The 21,807-nt window shown below is 47.2% G+C and carries 21 protein-coding genes; 1 reads left to right on the top strand and 20 read right to left on the bottom strand.

Annotation, left to right across the window (positions count from 1 at the left end; translation table 11 throughout):
* Positions 1 to 6 precede the first annotated feature (6 nt).
* Genes moaA through ACFPRA_RS10740 form a run of 6 tightly spaced genes read right to left on the bottom strand, consistent with a single transcriptional unit; the run spans position 7 to position 4,019 of the window.
* Entirely contained in the window at positions 7 to 1,017 is a 1,011-nt protein-coding gene (moaA, locus tag ACFPRA_RS10715; protein ID WP_381433925.1) for a GTP 3',8-cyclase MoaA, read from the bottom strand.
* Positions 998 to 1,594 (bottom strand): molybdenum cofactor guanylyltransferase, encoded by a 597-nt coding sequence (locus ACFPRA_RS10720; protein WP_381433928.1) that lies wholly within the window; start codon positions 1,592 to 1,594, stop codon positions 998 to 1,000. The genes moaA and ACFPRA_RS10720 overlap by 20 nt, the downstream gene beginning before the upstream one ends.
* Positions 1,591 to 1,824, bottom strand: a complete 234-nt coding sequence (moaD, locus tag ACFPRA_RS10725; protein ID WP_381433931.1) for a molybdopterin converting factor subunit 1 — start codon at positions 1,822 to 1,824, stop codon at positions 1,591 to 1,593. Before moaD ends, ACFPRA_RS10720 begins: the two co-directional genes overlap by 4 nt.
* Positions 1,821 to 2,267 carry a molybdenum cofactor biosynthesis protein MoaE gene (locus ACFPRA_RS10730; RefSeq protein ID WP_381433933.1) on the bottom strand — a complete coding sequence of 149 codons (447 nt, stop codon included), beginning with the start codon at positions 2,265 to 2,267 and terminating at the stop codon, positions 1,821 to 1,823. The genes moaD and ACFPRA_RS10730 overlap by 4 nt, the downstream gene beginning before the upstream one ends.
* Positions 2,254 to 2,766 carry a molybdopterin-guanine dinucleotide biosynthesis protein B gene (gene mobB, locus ACFPRA_RS10735; protein ID WP_381433935.1) on the bottom strand — a complete coding sequence of 171 codons (513 nt, stop codon included), beginning with the start codon at positions 2,764 to 2,766 and terminating at the stop codon, positions 2,254 to 2,256. The genes ACFPRA_RS10730 and mobB overlap by 14 nt, the downstream gene beginning before the upstream one ends.
* Positions 2,763 to 4,019, bottom strand: a complete 1,257-nt coding sequence (locus ACFPRA_RS10740; RefSeq protein ID WP_381434866.1) for a molybdopterin molybdotransferase MoeA — start codon at positions 4,017 to 4,019, stop codon at positions 2,763 to 2,765. The genes mobB and ACFPRA_RS10740 overlap by 4 nt, the downstream gene beginning before the upstream one ends.
* A 61-nt stretch (positions 4,020 to 4,080) precedes the next feature.
* On the opposite strand from ACFPRA_RS10740, the gene moaC reads away from it, so the two are divergent.
* Complete coding sequence (gene moaC, locus ACFPRA_RS10745) at positions 4,081 to 4,572, top strand: cyclic pyranopterin monophosphate synthase MoaC (RefSeq protein ID WP_381433938.1); 492 nt, start codon at positions 4,081 to 4,083, stop codon at positions 4,570 to 4,572.
* A 76-nt stretch (positions 4,573 to 4,648) separates the two neighbouring features.
* On the opposite strand, the gene ACFPRA_RS10750 is transcribed toward moaC, so the two are convergent.
* The 14 genes from ACFPRA_RS10750 to ACFPRA_RS10815 form a co-directional block, all read right to left on the bottom strand.
* A complete protein-coding gene (locus ACFPRA_RS10750; RefSeq protein ID WP_381433940.1) occupies positions 4,649 to 5,164 on the bottom strand; it encodes a MogA/MoaB family molybdenum cofactor biosynthesis protein in 516 nt (171 codons plus the stop codon).
* 15 nt (positions 5,165 to 5,179) lie between these two features.
* On the bottom strand, positions 5,180 to 6,199 hold the full coding sequence (locus ACFPRA_RS10755; protein WP_381433942.1) for a ThiF family adenylyltransferase: 1,020 nt from the start codon (positions 6,197 to 6,199) through the stop codon (positions 5,180 to 5,182).
* Between the two features lie 76 nt (positions 6,200 to 6,275).
* Entirely contained in the window at positions 6,276 to 7,790 is a 1,515-nt protein-coding gene (locus ACFPRA_RS10760) for a nitrate/nitrite transporter (protein WP_381433945.1), read from the bottom strand.
* Positions 7,791 to 8,128: 338 nt separating this feature from the next.
* A complete protein-coding gene (locus tag ACFPRA_RS10765) occupies positions 8,129 to 8,656 on the bottom strand; it encodes a hemerythrin domain-containing protein (protein WP_381433948.1) in 528 nt (175 codons plus the stop codon).
* 21 nt (positions 8,657 to 8,677) lie between these two features.
* On the bottom strand, positions 8,678 to 9,325 hold the full coding sequence (locus ACFPRA_RS10770; protein WP_239389797.1) for a response regulator: 648 nt from the start codon (positions 9,323 to 9,325) through the stop codon (positions 8,678 to 8,680).
* Positions 9,322 to 10,389, bottom strand: coding sequence for a PAS domain-containing sensor histidine kinase (locus ACFPRA_RS10775; RefSeq protein ID WP_381433950.1), 1,068 nt, complete (start codon positions 10,387 to 10,389; stop codon positions 9,322 to 9,324). The genes ACFPRA_RS10770 and ACFPRA_RS10775 overlap by 4 nt, the downstream gene beginning before the upstream one ends.
* The gene (locus ACFPRA_RS10780; protein ID WP_381433953.1) at positions 10,386 to 10,850 is read right to left on the bottom strand and encodes a GAF domain-containing protein; all 465 of its coding nucleotides are present in this window, start codon (positions 10,848 to 10,850) and stop codon (positions 10,386 to 10,388) included. Before ACFPRA_RS10780 ends, ACFPRA_RS10775 begins: the two co-directional genes overlap by 4 nt.
* Positions 10,851 to 11,148: 298 nt before the next feature.
* Complete coding sequence (gene narI, locus ACFPRA_RS10785; protein WP_381433955.1) at positions 11,149 to 11,829, bottom strand: respiratory nitrate reductase subunit gamma; 681 nt, start codon at positions 11,827 to 11,829, stop codon at positions 11,149 to 11,151.
* A complete protein-coding gene (gene narJ, locus ACFPRA_RS10790) occupies positions 11,822 to 12,391 on the bottom strand; it encodes a nitrate reductase molybdenum cofactor assembly chaperone (protein ID WP_381433957.1) in 570 nt (189 codons plus the stop codon). The genes narI and narJ overlap by 8 nt, the downstream gene beginning before the upstream one ends.
* Positions 12,384 to 13,982, bottom strand: a complete 1,599-nt coding sequence (gene narH, locus ACFPRA_RS10795) for a nitrate reductase subunit beta (protein WP_381433960.1) — start codon at positions 13,980 to 13,982, stop codon at positions 12,384 to 12,386. The genes narJ and narH overlap by 8 nt, the downstream gene beginning before the upstream one ends.
* Complete coding sequence (locus tag ACFPRA_RS10800) at positions 13,972 to 17,658, bottom strand: nitrate reductase subunit alpha (protein WP_381433962.1); 3,687 nt, start codon at positions 17,656 to 17,658, stop codon at positions 13,972 to 13,974. Before ACFPRA_RS10800 ends, narH begins: the two co-directional genes overlap by 11 nt.
* Positions 17,659 to 17,987: 329 nt before the next feature.
* The gene (locus tag ACFPRA_RS10805; RefSeq protein ID WP_381433965.1) at positions 17,988 to 19,049 is read right to left on the bottom strand and encodes a ribonucleotide-diphosphate reductase subunit beta; all 1,062 of its coding nucleotides are present in this window, start codon (positions 19,047 to 19,049) and stop codon (positions 17,988 to 17,990) included.
* Entirely contained in the window at positions 19,004 to 19,447 is a 444-nt protein-coding gene (locus ACFPRA_RS10810) for a flavodoxin (RefSeq protein ID WP_381433968.1), read from the bottom strand. Before ACFPRA_RS10810 ends, ACFPRA_RS10805 begins: the two co-directional genes overlap by 46 nt.
* Positions 19,432 to 21,654, bottom strand: a complete 2,223-nt coding sequence (locus ACFPRA_RS10815) for a ribonucleoside-diphosphate reductase subunit alpha (protein WP_381433971.1) — start codon at positions 21,652 to 21,654, stop codon at positions 19,432 to 19,434. The genes ACFPRA_RS10810 and ACFPRA_RS10815 overlap by 16 nt, the downstream gene beginning before the upstream one ends.
* Between the last annotated feature and the right edge of the window lie 153 nt (positions 21,655 to 21,807).

The raw sequence follows: 21,807 nt of genomic DNA on the forward strand, positions 1-21,807 counted from the left end.
AGCGCCTCACCCACCAATATAGCTCATGCCGATCTTCTTGCGATTTTTTGCGGTCTGTTCCGTGCGCTCATCCGAGTAACGGTCACCTCGCCGTTCCCATACGTCCATAATCGCATCGGTCAACTCTGCGTCCGTCATTCCACTGCGGATCAGTTCCCGCAAATCAAATCCCTTCGAGGCAAATAGACAAGTATACAGCTTGCCATCCGATGACAACCGTGCCCGTGTGCAGGTCGAGCAGAATGATTCCGACACCGACGTGATGAAACCAACATCGGCTCCATTATCTACGTAACGATATCGTTTTGCTACTTCGCCATAATAATGCTGTTCGGCAGGTTCAATGTCGTGAACGGCGCTTAACATGTCGTAAATCTCTTTTTTTGTAACGACTTTCTTGAAGCTCCAGCCATTGTCATTGCCGACATCCATGAATTCGATGAAGCGCAATGTGATACCCCGTTCTTTGAAATAGGCAGCCATCGGAAGGATTTCCCCTTCGTTGGCCCCTTTTTGAACAACCATATTCACCTTAATTTCAAAACCGATTTTTTGTGCATAGTCGATATTGGAAAGGATCAGATCCGGCTTGATCCCCCGTCCATTCAGTTTCCCAAAAATGTCCGGATCAAGCGCATCCAGGCTCATGTTCAAGCGACGCAGGCCCGCATCGTAAAGCGGTTGCGCATATTGCTTGAGCAATACACCATTCGTCGTCAAACCGATATCCTCAATGCCTTCAATCCCCATCAATTTTTCAATCAGTCGCGGAAGATCGCGGCGCATCAACGGTTCACCGCCAGTAATGCGGAGCTTTTTCACACCAAGTGAAGCAAAGATCCGGGCAAACCGTACCATTTCTTCAAACGACAGCAATTCACTTTTCGGTAAAAATACATAGTCATCACCGAAAATTTCCTTTGGCATACAATAGGAGCATCTGAAGTTACAGCGATCCGTCACCGATATGCGCAAATCTCGAATCGGGCGACCAAGCTTATCTGTGATTGCTTTCATTTTCCTCGCTCCTTTCCAAAGCTACTGGTGAATTGACGTTTGTGAACACTTGCTTTACATCCTCAGCCAATTCACCGCCGTCCACCCACGTTACGCCAACTCGTGCAAGGACGGGCATGACACGGTTTTGTTCATTTTCCAATGCTTTACGTATGACCGGTACCGCAACCCGATCCCAGACGGACACGAGCGGATGATGCCGCTCCTCCGCAATAACTGCAGTCACCCCTTGGTCATGGCGAGCCAACAATTTGCCGACCACCGCACTCTCTACAAACGGCATGTCACATGGGAGCACGACATAGCGTTCCGCTTGCACGGATTCCATCACGGACAGGATCCCTGCGAGCGGACCATTTCCCGCAAATTCAGGTGTATCAATCGCGAGCCCCACCTCGACAAGGTAGTGGTCAATCAGTTCAGGACGCGTTACGATAACCACTTCATCACAATTCTCTTTCAACGCTTCCACTGCTAACTCATAAAAATACCGACCGCCCACCATGGCAAATGCTTTGGGTGAACCGAATCGCCGGGACAGTCCTCCCGCCAAGACGATGCCGACCGTTTTCCTCATCCGCCGCTTACCGGAGGGATGAATGCACAAATATCCCCCGAGCGGATGACATCCTCTTTCAAGGCATATTCTTCATTGACCGCGACGTACATCGTATCCTTGCCAAAACCGGGATAGGTCGCTTCCGCCCAATCCAATAACTCCCCGACCGTCATCGATTCCTTCTCAAGCGTCTCCTCCGCCTTCCCTGTCAACTCACGGAGTCTCGCAAAATAATTCACTTTGATCACTTCGAAACAACCCCATTCTCTGGATACTTTTTCTGACCGCCGATCCACTCTTCGCCATCTTCCCAAATTTCCTTTTTCCAAATTGGAACGACCTCTTTAATGCGTTCAATGGCATATTCATTCGCTTCATACGCTGCCTTCCGATGCGGTGAGGATACCGCAATCAAGACGGCAATATCCGAAATATGCAATTCGCCAATCCGATGGACAATCGCCACTTTCACGCCCGGCCATTTTACCTCCATCTCAGCACCGATTTCTGCAAGTTTCTTTTCTGCCATTGGTACATAGGCCTCGTACGCCAAATACAATGTCCGTACGCCATGCGTCCATTCGCGCACGTGCCCGGTAAAGACCGTCACAGCCCCTGCGCCTGCATGTAGGACATAGTCGGTATACTTCTGCGCTTCAATCGGCGTTTCAACAATTTCAAATGGTTTCACTATCATTCACCTTCCCTATCCAGTCAAGTAGCCAACTATCTAACTGCTGTTGTTCCGTTCTGGATGCGATATGTATTCTATCCACCGTTATGCCAGGGCAGCCAACAATCAACTGAATCCCATCCAATGACCGCAAAACTTCCCAATCTTCCCGCTCACGCAATAGAACAACCTTCTCACCTTGTTGTTCTTTATACCCTTCTATGAGCAAAATATCCGGATTGCCGATCGATGCCCATCTTTTCAATTCGGCGAATCCCGGTTCGGCATTCATCAGCAATTGGACCGCACCGCCACCCGCAACCACTGATGCGTCGGCGCCATTGTCAAAAAACTGCATCGTGTCCGTTGAAGCATCTGGCATCGCAGGTTGTCCGCCATGTCCATGATGCTTCAAAACCGCAACCGACAGCCCTTCTTTTTTTAATAAACGCACCCATCTCGCTATGAGTGTCGTTTTGCCACTATTTTTAAAACCAACAATATGGAGTGTTTTCATAGCACCCACTCTTTTACTCCTTGCTCTGCACCTATTAATAGGATGTCCACTTCCATCCCTTTTGTGTATCCACGTGTCCCGCTTGGCAAAACGAGCAGACAATTCCCCCTTGCGATGGAGGAGACCGCATTGGATTTATTAAAACCGGCTGGTCTAGCAATGATTCCTTCCGGTGTCATTTCCCAAACAGCCCGGATGAAGCGGGTAAACGGATTCGGTTTTGTGAAATCTTCGCCTAACACAGCTTTCATATGCGGCATATAGGGCGCTGTTCCACCCATTATGTTGAGTACCGCAGGCCGAGTGAACAGTTCAAATCCTGTAAAGCAGGCTGATGGATTCCCTGACAGCCCGAATAACAGCTTTTCACCAAGCACCGCGACCGTCGTCACACTTCCCGGCCGCATCGCCACTTTGTTGAATAAAACTTTGGCACCTAACCGCTCATAAATGGCCGGTAAATAATCATAATCACCAACGGAAACGCCGCCTGTCGTAATCAGAAAATCTGTTTCCGCAATCGCCTTTTCTACGATCGCTGTGCATGCATCCAACTGATCCGCTTGCATTCCATAGGATTTGCAGGGAATTCCCATCCGCGTCAACTGCGCTACAATCATTGGACCGTTTGAATTACGAATCTTCCCGGGAACGAGTTCGTCCGCCACATCGAGCAATTCGGTCCCTGTTGATAAAATGCCTGCAATCGGGCGCCTGGCCACTTCCACTTCCGCATATCCGAACGTTGCCAGCAAAGCGATTGTCCCTGGATGGACCAATGTTCCTGCTTCTATGAGCACTTCTCCTTTTTGGGCGTCCTCGCCTTTAAATGAGAAATTTTCTCCTGGGCTGAACGGCTTCCGAATGGTAAAACCGTTTTCCCCTTCAACAGTCTGTTCCAACATGACAACCGCATCCGCGTTTTCCGGTATTTGTGCCCCCGTCATGATCCGATAAGCTTCCCCTTGCCCGATTCCACGATCTGCGACATGACCGGCCCCGATTTCACCAATTACTTTAAATGAAATTCGGTTAGCTCCCGAAGCACCGATTGTATCTTCGGAACGTACCGCAAAACCATCATACGGCGAACGATCAAATGAAGGCACATCATGTTTCGCGATAATCGGTTCGGCTAAAACTCTGCCATAAGCCTGTTCAAGCGGTATGGTTTCCACCCCTAGCGGATGGCAATGCTCCATCACCAACCGGACGGCCTCTGCTACTTGAATCGGCTTTCTCATTTCTACCATTCCCAATACCCCATTTCCATCTGTTATACTAAATTCACTATGCATGAAAGGAATGACTCCCATGTCTGAACTCACACATTTCAACGAACAAGGCCGTGCCAAAATGGTTGACGTTTCCGATAAAGTCGAAACCGTTCGAACAGCGATCGCTTCCTCCTCCATCCTTGTCAACGAAACCATCCATTCGCAAATTACAGAAGGAACGAACAAAAAAGGCGATGTCTTTGCAGTTGCACAAGTCGCAGCCATCATGGCAGCCAAAAACACATCGACCATCATCCCAATGTGCCACCCGATTCCGTTAACCGGTGTCGATATCCATTTTGAATGGAACATTGACGATGCTGCCGACCATTACGAAATCCTGATCCAAGCCGAAGTGAAAACAAAAGGTGTCACCGGTGTCGAAATGGAAGCCTTGACTGCCGCTTCCGCCGCCGCTCTCACCATTTACGACATGTGCAAAGCGGCCGGAAAAGAAATGATCATCGGACCGACAATGCTTCAGCAGAAAACGGGCGGTAAAAATGGAGACTTTCAGCGAAAAGGGTAAACGGGTTGCATCTCTGTGCCCAGTGCCGATTACTGACCTATCATTCAAATCGGTTCAGTAGCCGGCACATCTTTTCCTATTCTCCCAAATGCTTCGTCAGTTCGTTTACAATATGATGGATTTCAGGGAGAATCAGTTTGTCCATCGCCAATTCCACTGCTTTCACAGAACCTGGAAGCGCGAACAAAGCCTTCTGTTCAACCACACCTGCTGCCGCCCTGCTTAACAATGCCTTCGAGCCAACATCTTCCGTATAACTTAAGTAACGGAATAATTCACCGAACCCATCCAATGTTTTTGTAAAATAAGGGGTAACTGTTTCAATCGTAATATCTCTGAAACCGATCCCCGTACCGCCTGTCATAATGATCGCATGAATTTCCGGATTACGTAACCATTCCTCTAAGACGGACTTAATCTCCTGCTGTTCATCCTGACAGATGCGGGTTTCAAACAATCGATGTCCCGCCGACTCAAGCTTTGTCACGATGGTCCGCCCACTATGATCATTCCCTGCATTGCGTGTGTCGCTAATCGTCAATACACTGCAGACAAGACTTTTTTCTTTTTCTAACTCATTGATATGCGACAAAAATCTTCCCCCCGTTCAGCCAAAAAATTGATGGTACAGCTTACGTCCTTTTTTCATATCTTTCAGTCCATGGATGAAGAGACGGCCATTACCAAATAAGATGCAACGATATCCCTCCGCATGAAATTCAACGAAAAAGGGTGTCACTTTATAAGCCGTTCCAAGCCGTTTTGCCACCTTTTCTCCATCCTCAATCGATAAGGGACGCCCCGCAGCAGGCGTGATCTGTACGGTATCTCGCCCACATAAAACCGCATAACCTGCGTCTTCCGAACTTGATAAAGAAGGATAAATCGGTAATTCTCCACATGTTTCACATACTTCGCTACGCATCCGGGAAATCCCTGCTTCGACCTGCGTATTATGCCAAACATCAAAATGAAGCACTTTTTTCCGCAAGGCCGTTTTATTTCCGGTTAGCCATTTGAGCGCTTCTGCACTTTGATGAGCTGCCGTAATTTGAACAGCAGGCGCGATAATCCCGACCGTATCACAAGTTTCATTGACAGACGGCAAAACGGGAAGCAAGCATCTGAAACAAGCCGACTCACCCGGTATGAAAGGGAAGACGGTTCCAGAACTACCGATACAAGCTCCGTACACCCACGGAATGCCTTTTTTCCAAGCCACATCATTCATCAGGAGCCGCGTTTCAAAATTATCCGTCGCATCCATGAGTAGGTCCGCATCTTTCGCGATTTCTTCCAATAGCGGACCATCGATATGGTCGAGAACCATTCTGATATCGCTATCTTCCCGAATACTCTTCAATCTTTTCTCAGCAGCCACCACTTTAGGAACGCCATCCCGTGCATCCTGTTCCGTAAACAATTGCTGCCTTTGTAAATTCGATGGTTCCACATAATCCCGGTCCGCAATCGTCAATCGACCAACCCCTGCACGGACGAGTGTCTCTGCAATCGATGATCCTAACGCCCCACAGCCAATTATCACTACATGCGCCTTACTCAACTGCTCCTGTCCAGCCTGCCCGACAGGCTTGAATAATGTCTGTCTTGAATAACGATTGTCCAACAAAACCCTCCCCCTTCAAGCAAAAACATTTCACAACTACCAATCCATTAGCCAAAAACGAAGCAAGGGCTTCCGGTCAAATTGACCGGCTGCCCTTCACGTCCATCGGCGTAATATCACTGAACGTTCCGACATATCTCGTCACGTCTCCAGAATCATCTTTTACCGCACTGATGGATAGCAACTCTAAATATTCTTCTCCGTTTTTTCGTTTATTCCATACTTTCCCTTGCCATAAACCTTCTTGACCGATTTGGCTCCACATCGTCGTATAGAACTCTTCCGACTGGCGTCCCGAACTTAATAGATTCGGATTTCGGCCAAGCACTTCCTCTTCAGTATACCCGGTCAATCTTGTAAATGCCGGATTGACGGATTGAATCGTTCCGCTAACATCCGTAACAAGAACTCCCTGACCTGTTGAATTGAATACTTCTTTCGCTGTTGCAACCCGATCCATGTAATAGAGCCAAACAACAAGGACTAAGCTGACCAATGCCACTTGCGAAAACGCCATGAAGCCGATGGAATAGGAACCCGTCATGGAATGGATGGTTGAAAGGAGCAAAGGGGGGAAGAATCCGCCCAGTCCTCCCATCATCGAGACGATTCCATTGACGATTCCTGCTTGCTTGTTGAAGTAATACGGGACAAGCTTGAAGATGACGCCGTTCCCGATACCCGCTGTAATGGCGATCAACATGCTCCCTGCCGTATAAAGCCCGATGGAAGGAGAGAATGCAAGAATGATAGCGCCGACTGTCAACCCTGCAAAAACACCCATCAGCAGAAACAATGGCTGGAACTTATCCCCCAACCATCCGCCAACCGGACGGAGAATGGTCGCAACAGCGATGAATCCCGCTGTCCGCATCCCAGCATCGACTTTCTCCAAATCAAAATAAGTGACGAGGAAGTTCGGTAAAAACACCGTGAACGCAACGAACGAACCGAATGTGATGAAATAAAACAATGAAAAGAACCAAAGTTTCTCGTTTTTATAAACACCTTTGATCTGCTCGATAATCGGTGTCTTCACTTTCACTTCTTTGCGATCACCGAAAAAGAAATTCAAAGCCGCAAAAACTAACAGCAGCACAAGATAAAGTTTAGCGGTCATCGCCCAACCGACTTGGGATGCGATGACAGGTGCCGCAAAGGTTGAAACGGCAGTCCCGATATTACCGGCACCATAAATCCCATTGACGAGGCCGAGTTTTTCTTTCGGATAATACTTCGGTAGCGATGTTACCCCGACCGAGAAAACCGCACCACCGATTCCGAGAAATGTCCCACCGATCACGAGGTCCACATACGTCGAAGCCTCGCTTATGTAAAACACAGGGAATAACAATAAAACAAAACTAACGAGGAATATGAGCCTTGCACCGAAAATATTGGCATAATAACCGAGCGGAATTCTTAAAATCGATCCCAAAATGACCGGGACCGCTGTTACGATTGCCACTTTTTCTGCCGGAATCGCAATCTCTTCCTGAATGTAAGGTAACAAGGATGAAATCAAGACCCACACCATGAACCCGACAACTAAGTTTGCCGTCTGCAACGGTAACTGGATTTTTCTTATCATTTCAATCAGTCCAATCTTATTAGAGATATCTAAATTGATTGTAGCGATTTACTTATCTAGAAACGATTGGGTGCCCCCCTATATCCGGCTAGGGATATCCCTCAATTTACCTTCATCTTCATTCAGCAAATGTTTTTGTACTGAAAGCGAAGCGTCAGCTACAGAAGACTACCACCTCATAGGTGACGAGTGTTTGCAGTTTTGCTTCCTGTTCAGCGGGTATCCAACACCTGCTGAACAAAGATGAAGCCTCTGGCGGATGTCACAGATTTTGAAAGGAGTTAATTGAGCTTCGCTCAATTCAAAATCCAGACGCAATTACGCCGAGGCGTAATTGATTACAAAATCGAAGTATACAGTTGTTCATACAGCCTATCCTGCTCTTCAATCCGAAGGACATTATTGACCATTGGAAACAGAACCGATTCCTCCTTGATGAAGTGGACGGTGATGACTTCAAAAGCCTCTCCTGCATCACGGACGACGTCTTTCATCTCCTGCATCGTCAAATCCTCGATTCCCCTTAGCGTATGATGCAGGAAATGACCGATATAAGCATCGATTTCTTCATGCTCTTCCTCTGTCGCCTGAACTGGTCCTTGCTCATCTCCTACATAGCGGGCAAGCATTGGAAAGAGGAATTCCTCTTCTTTTTCTGTATGTTTTTTATACGGATCGATAAACTCGACAATCCGCTTACGAAGCTCTCGCAATGCTTCGCGCCCTTCCTCAATAGAATAGGCGTCACGCTCAAATCCAAGGACGATTCCATGCCACTCTCCCATTAAATAGGACAAATACTGATGTTCGTTTTCAAGCACACGCAATGCCGGAAGATCAAACTTGAACCTTTTGGTGACCGTCAATGTTTGCCCACCTCGCTATCCTTAAAAGTTCAAAAACTTTTTCCTCAATGCATATTCGACCAGCTCCGGACGGCTTTTCAACTGCAGTTTTTCCATAATTTTCGCCTTATGCGCCTCAACCGTTTTTACGGAAATATAGAGCTTTTGCGCAATTTCTTTATTGCCATAACCTTTCGCGACGAGCGGCAATACTTCAATTTCACGTTTCGACAAAATCTTGAACGGATCTGTCTCCACACCGTCCCCGTCTTTTTTAACGAATTCCCGCACGAGCGAAGTCGCCATCGTCGGATGGATATATGTCCCACCCTCATAGACAATCCGAATGGCCGCTAACAACTCTTCATCCGGAGAGTTTTTCAAGACATAACCGGACGCCCCATTTTTCAATACATGGAACAAATACTCCTCATCATCATGCATCGTCAAAATAAGGATCTTCGTTTCAGGAAAATCTTCGTGGATCTTCCCCGTTGCAATGAGCCCACTTTCCCCCGGTGGCATGCTCAAGTCCATCAGCAAGAGATCCGGGCGATGTTTGGCAACGAGGTCATATGCCTCTAAACCGTCCGCAGCTGTCGCAACCACTTCCATATCGTGCTGGAAGTTCAAAATGTGCATGAAGCCGCTACGAACGACCGCATGATCATCCGCGATTATGATCTTCAACGAGTGCCCCCCCCTTTTCGTAAAGGTATTTCTAATTGTATCCGGGTACCCTTTCCCGGTTCAGATGCAATCGTCAGTCGTCCCTCAGCCAGTTCTGCCCGTTCTCGCATCCCATATAACCCAAGACCGGTCCCTTTTGGATGGACGATATTCAAATCAAACCCGTCCCCTCGATCGGAAACGTGTAACTGTAAAGCTTCGTTATCTTCGAGAAGCCGGACGTCCATCTCATCGACGTTTGCATATTTGAGTGCATTGAATATCGCTTCCTGACAGATTCTATAGACAACGGTTTCAATCTCCCCTTCATATCGTTTGGATTCTAGTTCGGATGTGAAATGAACGACAAGCCCATAATTCTTTTCAATCCATTTGAAATGGGTTCTAAATGCAGCTTCAAGTCCTAAATCATCCAGCGCTGCCGGTCTTAACTCAACCGATAGATGACGGATATCATCAAGTAGCCGCATCAGCGTCCCTTCCGTCTGCTGTACTTTCTGCAATACTTCCTGGTCTACATTCATATATTTTAGGACCCGGAGTTCGACAAGTGAACTGAGCATTTCCTGCGCCACACCGTCATGCAATTCTCTTGAAATGCGTTTCCGTTCATCTTCTTGTGCTTTGATAATATTTTTCATCATCATTTTCTGATTGAGCATTTCCTGCGTTTTATATTGCTTCGTTAAATCCCGAAGCATGAAAACCCGGATGCCATTTTCCACATCGATCGTCTGGTAGCTGGCCGTATAAGGGATAACCCCCTTCCCTTTCGTATCTAAGTACACTTGGAAGGAACTGATATCTTGTTGGGGGTTCTTCATATAACAGGACATGCACGTCTGCATTTCTTGTTCGCTTGTATACCCTTTACAAGTCAGACAAATCGCTTCTTTATCACCCGCAGCCATACGATCTAACACTTCCGCACCCAATATGAGCTCTGCTGCATGATTTAGCGCAATCACTTTTCCATGCCGATCAAAAAAGAAAATCGCTTCAGCAGAGTTTTCAAATAGCTTCAACAGCAGATCAGCTAACTGAGTATCACTTATACGTATCAACTTTCTATCCACTCCCCACTGGAATAGGGTCCAATTTGAGCTCCGATCACGCGACGGAATTCTGCAAATGCTTCAACAGACAATTCACCGACAGATCGGTACCCTACAAGCAACACCCCTTGGACGCGGTTGGATTGATAAAGAGGGATAGCACCAAAACTTTTCAACCCTTCCACGTCGATAATCGGATAATTGAACAAATCCCTGTTTCCAAGCACCTTTTCCGTATTGTCCACGAGAAACGGTTTACCCGATTTAAATACATACCCTGCAACACCTTTCCCGCTCTGTAAAATAATTCTCCGATAGCGGTCACTACGATTGCCAATGGCATATGTCCAACGTAGTTCAAAACGGCGTTCAGCGGACTGAACGAGTGCCACACCGACAAAGTCAAAACCGAAGTCCTCTTTGATCTGCCCTATTTTCTCTTGAAAATCAAATCGATCATCTTTTCTCATCGTCCTATACTCCCTATATCAATTACGCCTTGGCGTAATTGCGTCCAGATTTTGAATCGAGCTTGAGGCCTACAGGATGTAGGTCATGCAGTCGTCGCGACAGGACGTCGCGAACTTAGACTGCCTTCCCTTTAACTCCTTTCAAAATCTGTGACATCCGCCGGAGGCTTTATCTTCGTTCAGCAGGCGTTTGAACACCCGCTGAACAGGAAACCAAAACCACATTCATCTCGCTACCTACAGAGGTGGGAGTCTTCTGCTGAATGAAGATAAAAAAGGCGTCCCCACCCTTTTCCCCTTAATTTACACGATTCTTTCTATACAGGATATAGCTTCTTCCCACGTAATTCAATGGGACACTCCATACATGAACCAGCCTTGTAAATGGCCACATCGCGAAAATGAGAAGTCCGGTTAATACATGCAGTTGGAAAGCCAGCGGAACAGCGGACATGTACACTGCCTCTGGACGGAAAATCAGAAGTGAACGGAACCAAACTGAAATCGAGTCCCGATAATCAAACTCAGGCTGTACCGCGTTTGTCACAACGACACTGTAAATGCCTAGGAAAACGATGAGCAACAGTAGAGAATTGACGATTAGGTCGGAAGCAGAAGACAATTGACGTACGTTTTTCAGAGCGAAACGACGCCATGTCAAAATCACCATGCCGATCAACGTCATAAATCCGAATAAACCGCCTACCCAAATCGCTCCCATATGGTAGAGATGATCGCTGATGCCAAGGGCACGTGTCCATTCTTTTGGGACACCGAGCCCGACAACATGACCTGCAATAACAGGAATGATCCCGACGTGAAATAAAATACTGCCGATCATCAGCTGTTTTTTCTCTATGAATTCACTCGATTTCGCCGTCCATCCGAACTGGTCGTTTCGGTATCTGAAAATATGGCCGACAATGAACGTCGCCATGCAAATATAAGGGAATATGACCCAAAGAAATTGATTAGTCATTGGCCGTTTCCTCCTGCCGAATGCAAGATTTGAATGTTTCCCTCATCCCTTTGATAAGGTGGAAATAAGGGCTGTTATGTTTTTCAAGCGCCTTCATCAAATGATAGGTGCCGTCTTCCATCACTGCGAGCAGCATGGAAAAACTTTGTTGCGCCCGTGGATCTCCCAGCCATTCAGCCGCATAGATAAACTCACACATAAGCGGTAGAAAATCCGATAGCTCACTATCTGGCATATTCAGTCCGAACATCTCATAGAGTACTTTCAATCGCGCTAACATCTGACCGCGCTCTTTTGCATCTTCGTATTTCACAAACGTCATGAACAGCGTCGTCTCTTTTTGGAAATCAAATGTGGACGTATACATCTCCTGGATTTCATCGAAGCTGTATGTATACATCTGGTCCCAATAGGCTTTGACCGCTGGGTAAGCCGGATGGGAAGAGTCAAAAGACTCTTCCATGACCGACGGATGATAGCTGAGCTTCTCTGGATAGGACAGCTGATATGCGAAAAAACCGAAAGCCTGTTTCTCTTCGTATAACTTTTGCAGATCAATCACGCCAGATCCCTCCATAGAAGTTCTCTTCGTAAATTTCCTTTCCGGATTTCATTGGAGAAACCGGGCCGCAACCGTCACACCCTCCATTCGCTCCCATAGTGGAATAGCTGAACTTGTTTTGGTTCACGCCCATATTATAATCGCCCATTTCCGTATAACCCGCGGAACCTTGAGAACGGTACATATTCATATGCCCTTCCTTATGGGAAGTCGGGACGACAAAGCGGTCTTCATACTTGGCGATTGCCAGCAATCTATACATCTGTTTTGTCTGGTGAGCAGTGAGTCCGACGCGCTCCAACTTGGATTCTTCGAAATCCTTACCGGATGATAATGCGCGCATATAAGAACGCATCATCGCCATACGTTGCAGTGACCCTTTCACGGTTTCTGTATCCCCTGCTGTCAACATATTGGCAAGGTACTGGATCGGAATCCGCATTTCCTCGATTGCTGGGAAAATCATATCTGGATTTTTGATTGAATCTTTCCCTTCAAAATAGTTCATGATCGGGCTAAGTGGCGGTACATACCATACCATCGGCAATGTCCGGTATTCAGGGTGAAGCGGAAATGCTAATTTATATTCGATCGCCAGTTTGTACACCGGGGAATTTTGTGCCGCTTCGATCCATTCCTCCGCCAAACCATCCCGTCTTGCCTGTTCAATCACTTCCGGATCATTCGGATCAAGAAACAAATCGCATTGCTCTTTGTACAGATCCTTTTCATCCGGTGTGGCAGCGGCCTCAAGGACACGGTCTGCATCATACAGCAAGACACCTAAGTAACGGATCCGGCCAGTACATGTTTCGGAACAAACCGTTGGCAAGCCTGATTCGATCCGTGGGAAACAGAATGTACACTTCTCCGCTTTATTCGTTTTCCAGTTGAAGTAGACTTTCTTATACGGGCAGCCCGTCATACAATAGCGCCAGCCGCGGCATGCTTCCTGATCGACAAGGACGATCCCATCCTCATCCCGCTTATACATCGCACCGGATGGACATGATGCAACGCAACTCGGATTGAGGCAATGTTCGCAAAGCCTTGGCAAATACATCATGAATGCCTGCTCGAAGTTGAACTTGATCTCTTCTTCTATTTTCTGGATATTAGGATCGGTCGGCCCAGTCACATGTGCACCGGCTAGCTGATCTTCCCAGTTCGGCCCCCATTCAAGGTCCATATATTCGCCTGATACGACAGATTTCGCGCGCGCGACAGGCGTATGCTCGCTGTCGCCAGCCATCGTCAATTTTTCATAATCATACGTCCACGGTTCATAGTAATCTTTCATTTCCGGCATATCCGGATTGTAGAAGATTTTACCGAGTGCGATTTTCGATAATTTGGACCCGGATTTCAATTCCAACTTACCATTCCGAAGATTCCATCCACCTTTATAGAGCTCTTGGTCTTCCCACCGTTTCGGGTAACCGATCCCCGGTTTTGTTTCTACGTTGTTAAACCACATATACTCGGCACCTTCACGGTTCGTCCATGTCGTTTTACAAGTGACACTACAAGTGTGGCAGCCGATACATTTGTCTAGGTTCATGACCATTGCAACTTGCGCTTTAATTTTCAAGCCAATTGACCTCCTTCATCTTGCGGACTGCAACGTACACATCCCGCTGATTTCCGATTGGACCGTAATAATTGAAGCCGTAACTGAGCTGCGCATATCCACCGACCATTTGCGTCGGTTTCATATGGATCCGCGTCGGTGCATTATGGCTGCCGCCACGTTCTTCTGTTATTTCTGATCCAGGTACTTGAATATGCTTATCTTGCGCGTGATACATGAACATCGTCCCTTTTGGCATTCTGTGACTGACAACGGCTCTTGCGGTCACGACACCGTTCCGGTTATACACTTCGAGCCATTGGTTATCGGCGATGTCGTGCTCTTCCGCGTCTTCATTGGAAATCCACACTGTCGGACCGCCACGGAAGAGGGTTAGCATATGCTGATTGTCTTGGTATGTCGAGTGAATATTCCACTTGCCATGCGGCGTCAAATAGCGCAGCACAAGCGAATCCTGTCCGCCGATGATCTGTTTATCGCGCGGTCCGAACACCATCGGCGGCAATGTCGGTTTATAGACCGGCAACGCTTCGCCAAAGTCGAGGAAGAATTCATGGTCGATATAGAAATGCTGTCTGCCCGTCAATGTCCGGAACGGTACAAGCCGTTCGATATTCGTTGTAAACGGTGAATAGCGTCTGCCCAATTTGTTGGAACCGCTAAAGACCGGCGTTGGAATAACTTCCCGCGGTTGCGCCGTAATGCCTGCGAATGTAAAGCGCTCCGCAGCGCGGTCTGCTGAAATATCCTTCAACTCCACACCTGTATCCTGTTCTGCTGCCTCGAAAGCCCGCTGTGAAACGCGGCCATTCGTTGCAGAGGACAATGTCAGCATCGCTTCGGCCGCCTGTTTAGCCGTATGCAGTTTCGGAAGTCCGTTTTTAATGGTGTCATCGAAATAAGTACCATTGATGCCTTTCATCATTTCGTATTCTTCCGCGACGGAGAAACTGACGCCATGAGCTCCCACTTTTCCTGTCGATAACAGCGGTCCGAGCGTAACGTATTTATCGTATACTTTCGTGTAATCCCGCTCGACAATCGTCATGCCAGGCATCGTTTTGCCCGGTATGGCATCCACTTCCCCTTTTTTCCAATCTTTCACTTCTCCGTAAGGCTGGGCAATCTCTTGGACGGAGTCATGTGCCAATGGCGAAGTGACCAGATCTTTGTAAACGCCAGGAAGATGCGTTTCAGCCATTTCCGAGAATGCTTGAGCAATCGTACGGTAAATATCCCAGTCCGAACGGGATTCCCACAGCGGATCGACTGCCGGATTGAACGGATGGACGAACGGATGCATATCCGTCGATGAAAGATCGTGTTTCTCATACCATGTAGCCGCCGGAAGAACGATATCCGCATACATCGGTGTCGCCGTCATCCGGAAATCGAGTGCAACAAGCAGATCGAGTTTCCCTTGCACTTCATCCCGCCAAACCATCTCTTCCGGCTTCACCTCTTCGTTCGGGGATGCAAGCAAGCCATCCGATGCGCCGAAAAGATGTTTCATGAAGTATTCCTGCCCTTTTGCGGAACTAGAGACGAGATTCGAACGCCAAACGAACAGCGAACGCGGGAAATTTTCAGGCGCGCCAGGATCTTCTGCAGCAAAGTTGACTTCACCGGATTTAAGCTGTTCGAGAGTATGGTTGACAATCTCTTCCGTCGATGTCTTTCCATTTTTCGCCGCCTCTTCGGCAAATAAAAGACTGTTCTTATTAAACTGTGGATAGGATGGTAACCAACCGAGTCGGGTAGCTAACACATTGTAATCAGCCGGATGTTCATAGCGCGCTTTTCCGCCAGTTGGCGACATGAGTAGATCCGCACCCATTTCCTCGTATTTCCACTGATCTGTTGCAAAATAGAAGAAGGATGTCGCATTTTGCAGACGTGGTGGTGCTTGCCAATCCCTTGCAAAAGCGATTGTGCTCCAACCTTCGATTGGACGACATTTCTCCTGGCCGACGTAATGCGCCCATCCGCCTCCGTTGACCCCTTGGGAAGCCGTCAACGTCACGAGATTCAATATCGATCTATAAATGGTATCACTGTTAAACCAATGGTTGATGCCCGCTCCCATAATAATCATCGAACGCCCGCCCGTATCTAAGGAGTTCTGTGCGAATTCACGGGCAATCTGGATGACTAGCTCAGGTTTGACGTTGGTAATCCTCTCTTGCCATGCCGGTGTATATAGCGATGTTGCATCATCATATCCTTGTGCTTCCAACTCACTGCCGATGCGACGGACGCCGTACTGGCTGAGCATAAGATCGTAGACGGTTGTCACAAGACGTTCCGTTCCATCTTTGAAGACAACTTTTTTCACTGGAATCGGACGTCTGAATGTACCGTTCTCCGAATTATCGAAATAAGGGAAAACCATTTCCGTCCATTCCGCCTCATGATCCGCCACGGACAATGCTGGTTCAACACGTGTGCCATCCTCATTGTCGAGAATCAAATTCCATTTGACATCCTTTTCCCAACGCTGTCCCATCGTTCCATTCGGAACAATAACTTCATGGGTCGTTTCATCGTAGATGACAGGCTTCCACTCTGCATGCTCGGACTCGCTACCTAGATCACTAGCCCGTAAGAAACGCCCGGCTTTGTAGGAACCTTCATGCTCTTCCAACGTAATGAGGAAAGGCATATCCGTATATTGCTTTGCATAATTCAAGAACATTGGCTCTTTCCGCTGCTCGTAAAATTCGTCTAAAATGACATGGGTCATCGCTTGAGCAACGGCGGCATCCGTTCCCGGATTTGCTGCGATCCAGTCATCTGCATGCGTCACACTCTCTGCATAATCCGGTGCGACAGAGACCACTTTCGTCCCTTTGTAGCGCACTTCCGTCATGAAATGGGCGTCCGGCGTTCTCGTTAATGGAACATTCGATCCCCACATAATGAGGTAACCTGCATTGAACCAATCACTGGATTCTGGCACGTCTGTCTGTTCACCCCAAATTTGCGGGGAAGACGGAGGCAAATCCGCATACCAATCATAGAAGCTCAGCATTTCTCCCCCTAGAAGAGAGATGAAGCGTGCACCGGATGCATAGCTGATCATCGACATTGCCGGGATCGGCGTGAATCCTGCAATCCGGTCCGGACCGTATTTGCGGATCGTATAAATGAGTTGTGCAGAAATGAGCATCGTTGCATCCCGCCAATTGACACGGACATGCCCGCCTTTGCCACGCGCTTTTTTGTAGGTTTCTGCCTTTTCAGGGTTTTCCACTATGCTTGCCCACGCTTTCACAGGATCGTGATGCTCGGATAGCGCCTGACTCCACATGCGCCACAGCTTTCCACGTATGTACGGATATTTCACACGAAGCGGACTATATTCATACCAAGAAAATGAAGCGCCACGTGGACATCCTCTCGGTTCAAACTCAGGCATATCCGGTCCGCAGGAAGGATAGTCAATCTGCTGATTTTCCCATGTGATGATGCCGTTTTTCACAAATACTTTCCAGCTACAGGAACCAGTACAGTTGACACCATGCGTTGTACGGACGACTTTGTCATGGGACCAACGTTGACGATACATGTTTTCCCATTCCCTGCTTTTCTCTTCCAAAATGGACCAATTTCCAGAATAGCGCTCGACCGGTTTAAAATAATTTAATCCAAACGCTTTCTTCCTCGGATTCTTCATCGGAAAAGCTCACTCCTTTATCAAAATATCTTTGGAAAATGTAGATTGTTAAGACTAGAATCACGAATAGCTTTCATGCTTGATAATTGACTTTCAGATGATTCAGAGAGCAATATCCTTTTTCATCCCTATACCCATAACTCTAAAGTTTAGTCATCATCCTTTCTATTAGGGAACGCCCTATATCCCTTCCTGACTTCCCTTAAGACAGCAAAAAACCACCCTGTCTAAAAATAGATAAGGTGGCTCTGCAGTTGGAAAATAGGCAATACCCTATTGAAATATAAAAAGAGAGTACACGTTTTTTCATGTACTCTCTTTTCGCTCTATTATAAATCGTCAAATCCGTTCAAATCGCTTGTCTTGACGTATTGACGTGATGACTGTTCAAAGAAATCGGTTTTCGTATCATCGAAGCTGTCCACATAAGCACGGATCCACCTCATTGGATTATCGGTGAATTCTGGATAGATTTCACTTAACCCAAGCATGCGAAGCATCTTATTGGCACGGTATTTGACGTAGCCGGCCATTTCTTCAAGGTCGATGCCTTCGATACCCGCTAGTACATAGCGGCTCCAGATCGTTTCTTGCTCAACGGAGTGACGGAATTGATCATAGATCCATTCTGTAAATTCTTCTGTGTTATACTCCGGATTCTCTGCGAGCGCTGCGCGGAAAATATCACTGATCGCTTTCCCATGTTGCAGCTCGTCTCGGTTAATATAAGAAATCATAGTCGATGTACCGACCATTTTCTGATGGCGCGCCAAGTTGTAGAAAAAGGCGAAGCCACTATAGAAAAACAACCCTTCAAGCAATGTCGTATAGATCATCGCTTTCAATGCCGACTCGATTGTCGGACTTTCAGCGAACTCATTATAGACCTCAACGATACGCTCATTGCGGCGCATTAATACTTCATCCGTGCGTCCCATTTCAAATGAAGCCAGTTGTTTGTCCAGCGTCGTAACAGACGAAAGGACATACGCATAGCTGTGATTATGCTCACTTTCCTGATCGGCAATCGTTGCCATTAACGATTTAACAGAGGGATCAGTCGTATAATCAGAAAGTTTCGCTGCGACATCCGTTTGCGGTCCGTCCAGCGTTGCGAGCAGACCGATGATTTTGAGAAATGCATCTTGTTCTCGCTCCGTCATTGTCGAAAATTGTTTGACGTCCTGTGTCATATCGACTTCATTCGCCGTCCAGAAGAGTGAACGGATTTTTTGACGCAATGTATAGAAATGCGGATGGGCAAGATCATTCCAATTGAGGATGCCGCTTGCTTTCCCGCCAAAAATCGCTGTAGATTTATTTGGATTTGCCGGTTCAATGACTTTTACTCGTTTAAGTAGTTCCAATGTTGAATAACCCCTTTCGACCATTCGATGACTTTCTCTTCCTGTACGCCACGTGGACTTTGTTCGATTTGAAGCGGTTCATAACCCGATGCGTAAAAGCGTGCCAATTTGACTGCGGCATGGCAAAACAATGCATCGCCTCCGAATTGGGTATCCCCTGTTCCGAAGACGTACACATTGTCAGGTTTATAGCCGATATCTGCGACGAAATCCTTCACTTCATCAGGCGTTGCACCTTGATCCCATGTAAAAGAACCGATGAGCATCGCATCGAATTGGCGGGGATCCGGAATCGCAATCCCTCCGCCGATTCGATACGTAGTAACAGTAATGCCATTACTTGTCAACGTCTCCTCAATGAGTTCCGCAACTTCCTGCGTATTTCCGCTCCAAGAAGCATAGGCGATTAAGAATGACACCATTCGCACTCTTCAATATCCGTCGCAGTTGAACGCGTATAATACGTCGTTTTCATCCCGGATTTCCATGCTTGGATATGCAGATCCAGAAGAACGGAAGCTCGGATATTATTCGGTACATACAAGTTGAATGAAATCGATTGGTCAATATGGCGCTGTCTTGCTGCGTTCTGTTTAACTGACCAGCGCTGATCGACGATATACGCAGAACGACGGTAGACGTCATACGTACGGTGATCCAAATCAGGCGCGACGACCGGCAATTTATAGTCTTTTTTCTCTTCATGGTAAAACGGCTTAAAGATCGGGTCAATCGATGCCGTCGATCCTGCAATGACAGACGTCGAACTATTCGGTGCAACAGCCATCAAATAGCCATTACGTACGCCATTTGCAGCCACTTCCGCACGCAATTGTTGCCATTCTTCCGAGTCATACCCTTTGTGCTCGAAATAAGCCCCAGACTGCCAATCCGATCCTTCAAATAATGGATAAGCCCCTTTTTCTTTCGCCAGTTCCGAGGAAGCTTTGATCGTCAAATAAGCAATTTTTTCGTATAGTTTATCCGCATAGTCTACAGCCTCATCCGATTCCCACTGAATATTTTTCAGTGCGAGCAAATGATGCCAGCCGAATGTGCCGAGACCGATACCGCGATAACGCTGGTTCGTTCGTTGCGCTTGGACGACCGGAATTTTATTCAAGTCGATGACGTTATCCAGCATACGCACTTGGATGGCAATCAATCTTTCCAATGCGTCTTCTGGAACTGCGCGCCCAAGGTTGATGGAGGATAAGTTACAAACAACGAAATCGCCCGGTTTCGAACGTGAAACGACAATATCATCTTCCAATGTGACAGATTCAAATTGCGTCGCACTCATGTTTTGCATAATTTCCGAGCACAGGTTAGAAGAATAAATCATGCCTTCATGCTTGTTGGCATTGGCACGGTTCACTTCATCACGATAAAACATGAACGGCACGCCCGTCTCAAGCTGGCTGCGCATGATGCGTTTCATAATATCAATCGCTGGAACCGTTTCTCTGCTGAGCTCCGGATTGTTAACACATTCCTCGTATTTTTCACGGAATGAGCCCTTTCCTTTGGTCTCATCGTAAAAGTCCTCAAGCGAATAGCCCATGACCGTGCGTACTTCGTGTGGATCAAATAAATGCCACTCCCCACGTGCTTCCACTTGCTCCATATAAATATCCGGAAGGCAAACACCCGTGAAAATGTCATGTGCACGTAGACGCTCATCCCCATTGTTCAATTTAAGATCCAGGAATGTGAAGATATCTTTGTGCCAAACATCAAGATAGACCGCGATCGCACCTTGACGTTGTCCGAGCTGATCGACGCTGACCGCTGTGTTATTCAATTGTTTGATCCATGGAAGCACACCGCTTGAAGCGCCTTTGAACCCTCGGATGGATGAGCCACGGCTCCGCACTTTCCCCATATAGACGCCGATCCCACCACCGTATTTCGATAAGTTGGCGACATCCGTATTACTATCGTAAATGCCTTGTAACGAATCGTCGACTGTATCAATGAAACAGCTCGATAGCTGGCCATGCGGCTTGCCGGCATTCGCCAATGTTGGCGTTGCAACGGTCATATACAGATTGCTCATTGCCCAGTAAGATTCCGCCACTTTTTCCAAACGGTTTTCCGTCTCATCCTGCATGAGTGTCATCGCGATGATGAGCCAGCGCTCCTGCGGAAGTTCAACGGACTGTTTAGTGAAATTGATCGCAACATAACGATCCATCAACGTTTTCAAACCGATATATGTAAAGAGTTTGTCCCGTTCCGGATCAAGAAGTTTTCCAAGCGCTTCTAAATCTGCACGTGAATATTTTGCAGTCAATACAGGCGTGTACAATCCCTGATCCACAAGTCGGGCTACATTGTCCGCGAAGTCCGTGTAAACCTTCGCACCACGCAACTGCTCTTGACGATTGTAGACATCGCGAAGATGGATGCGTGCCGCTACGAATGTCCAATAGACTTCAGCTTCATCGATATTACTCAGCGCTTCCAATGTCATCGCCTTTACCCATTCAGACTCGCTTCCTTCAGGATTGCGCTGTCTCCACCGGTCACTTGCAATGATCAACGGCTCAATTTTGCTAACCCCAAATTCACTTTGTAATTCATCCAATAACCGATCGATACCGGTCTTCGCAATTTTAATTGTCATGGTAATCTGTTCCCTCCATTTAGTAACTAAAGCAGTCCATCTTGGTATAACTTTACGTTAACGTCCAACGGATCTGCTCCATATGGACGTGTAATTATTCATATAAGTAAGCAGTGGCTGGCGCTTTGCTAATCATTTGCCAAAATAGGTTGA

Source organism: Sporosarcina soli (assembly GCF_042655805.1).
GTDB lineage: Bacteria > Bacillota > Bacilli > Bacillales_A > Planococcaceae > Sporosarcina > Sporosarcina soli.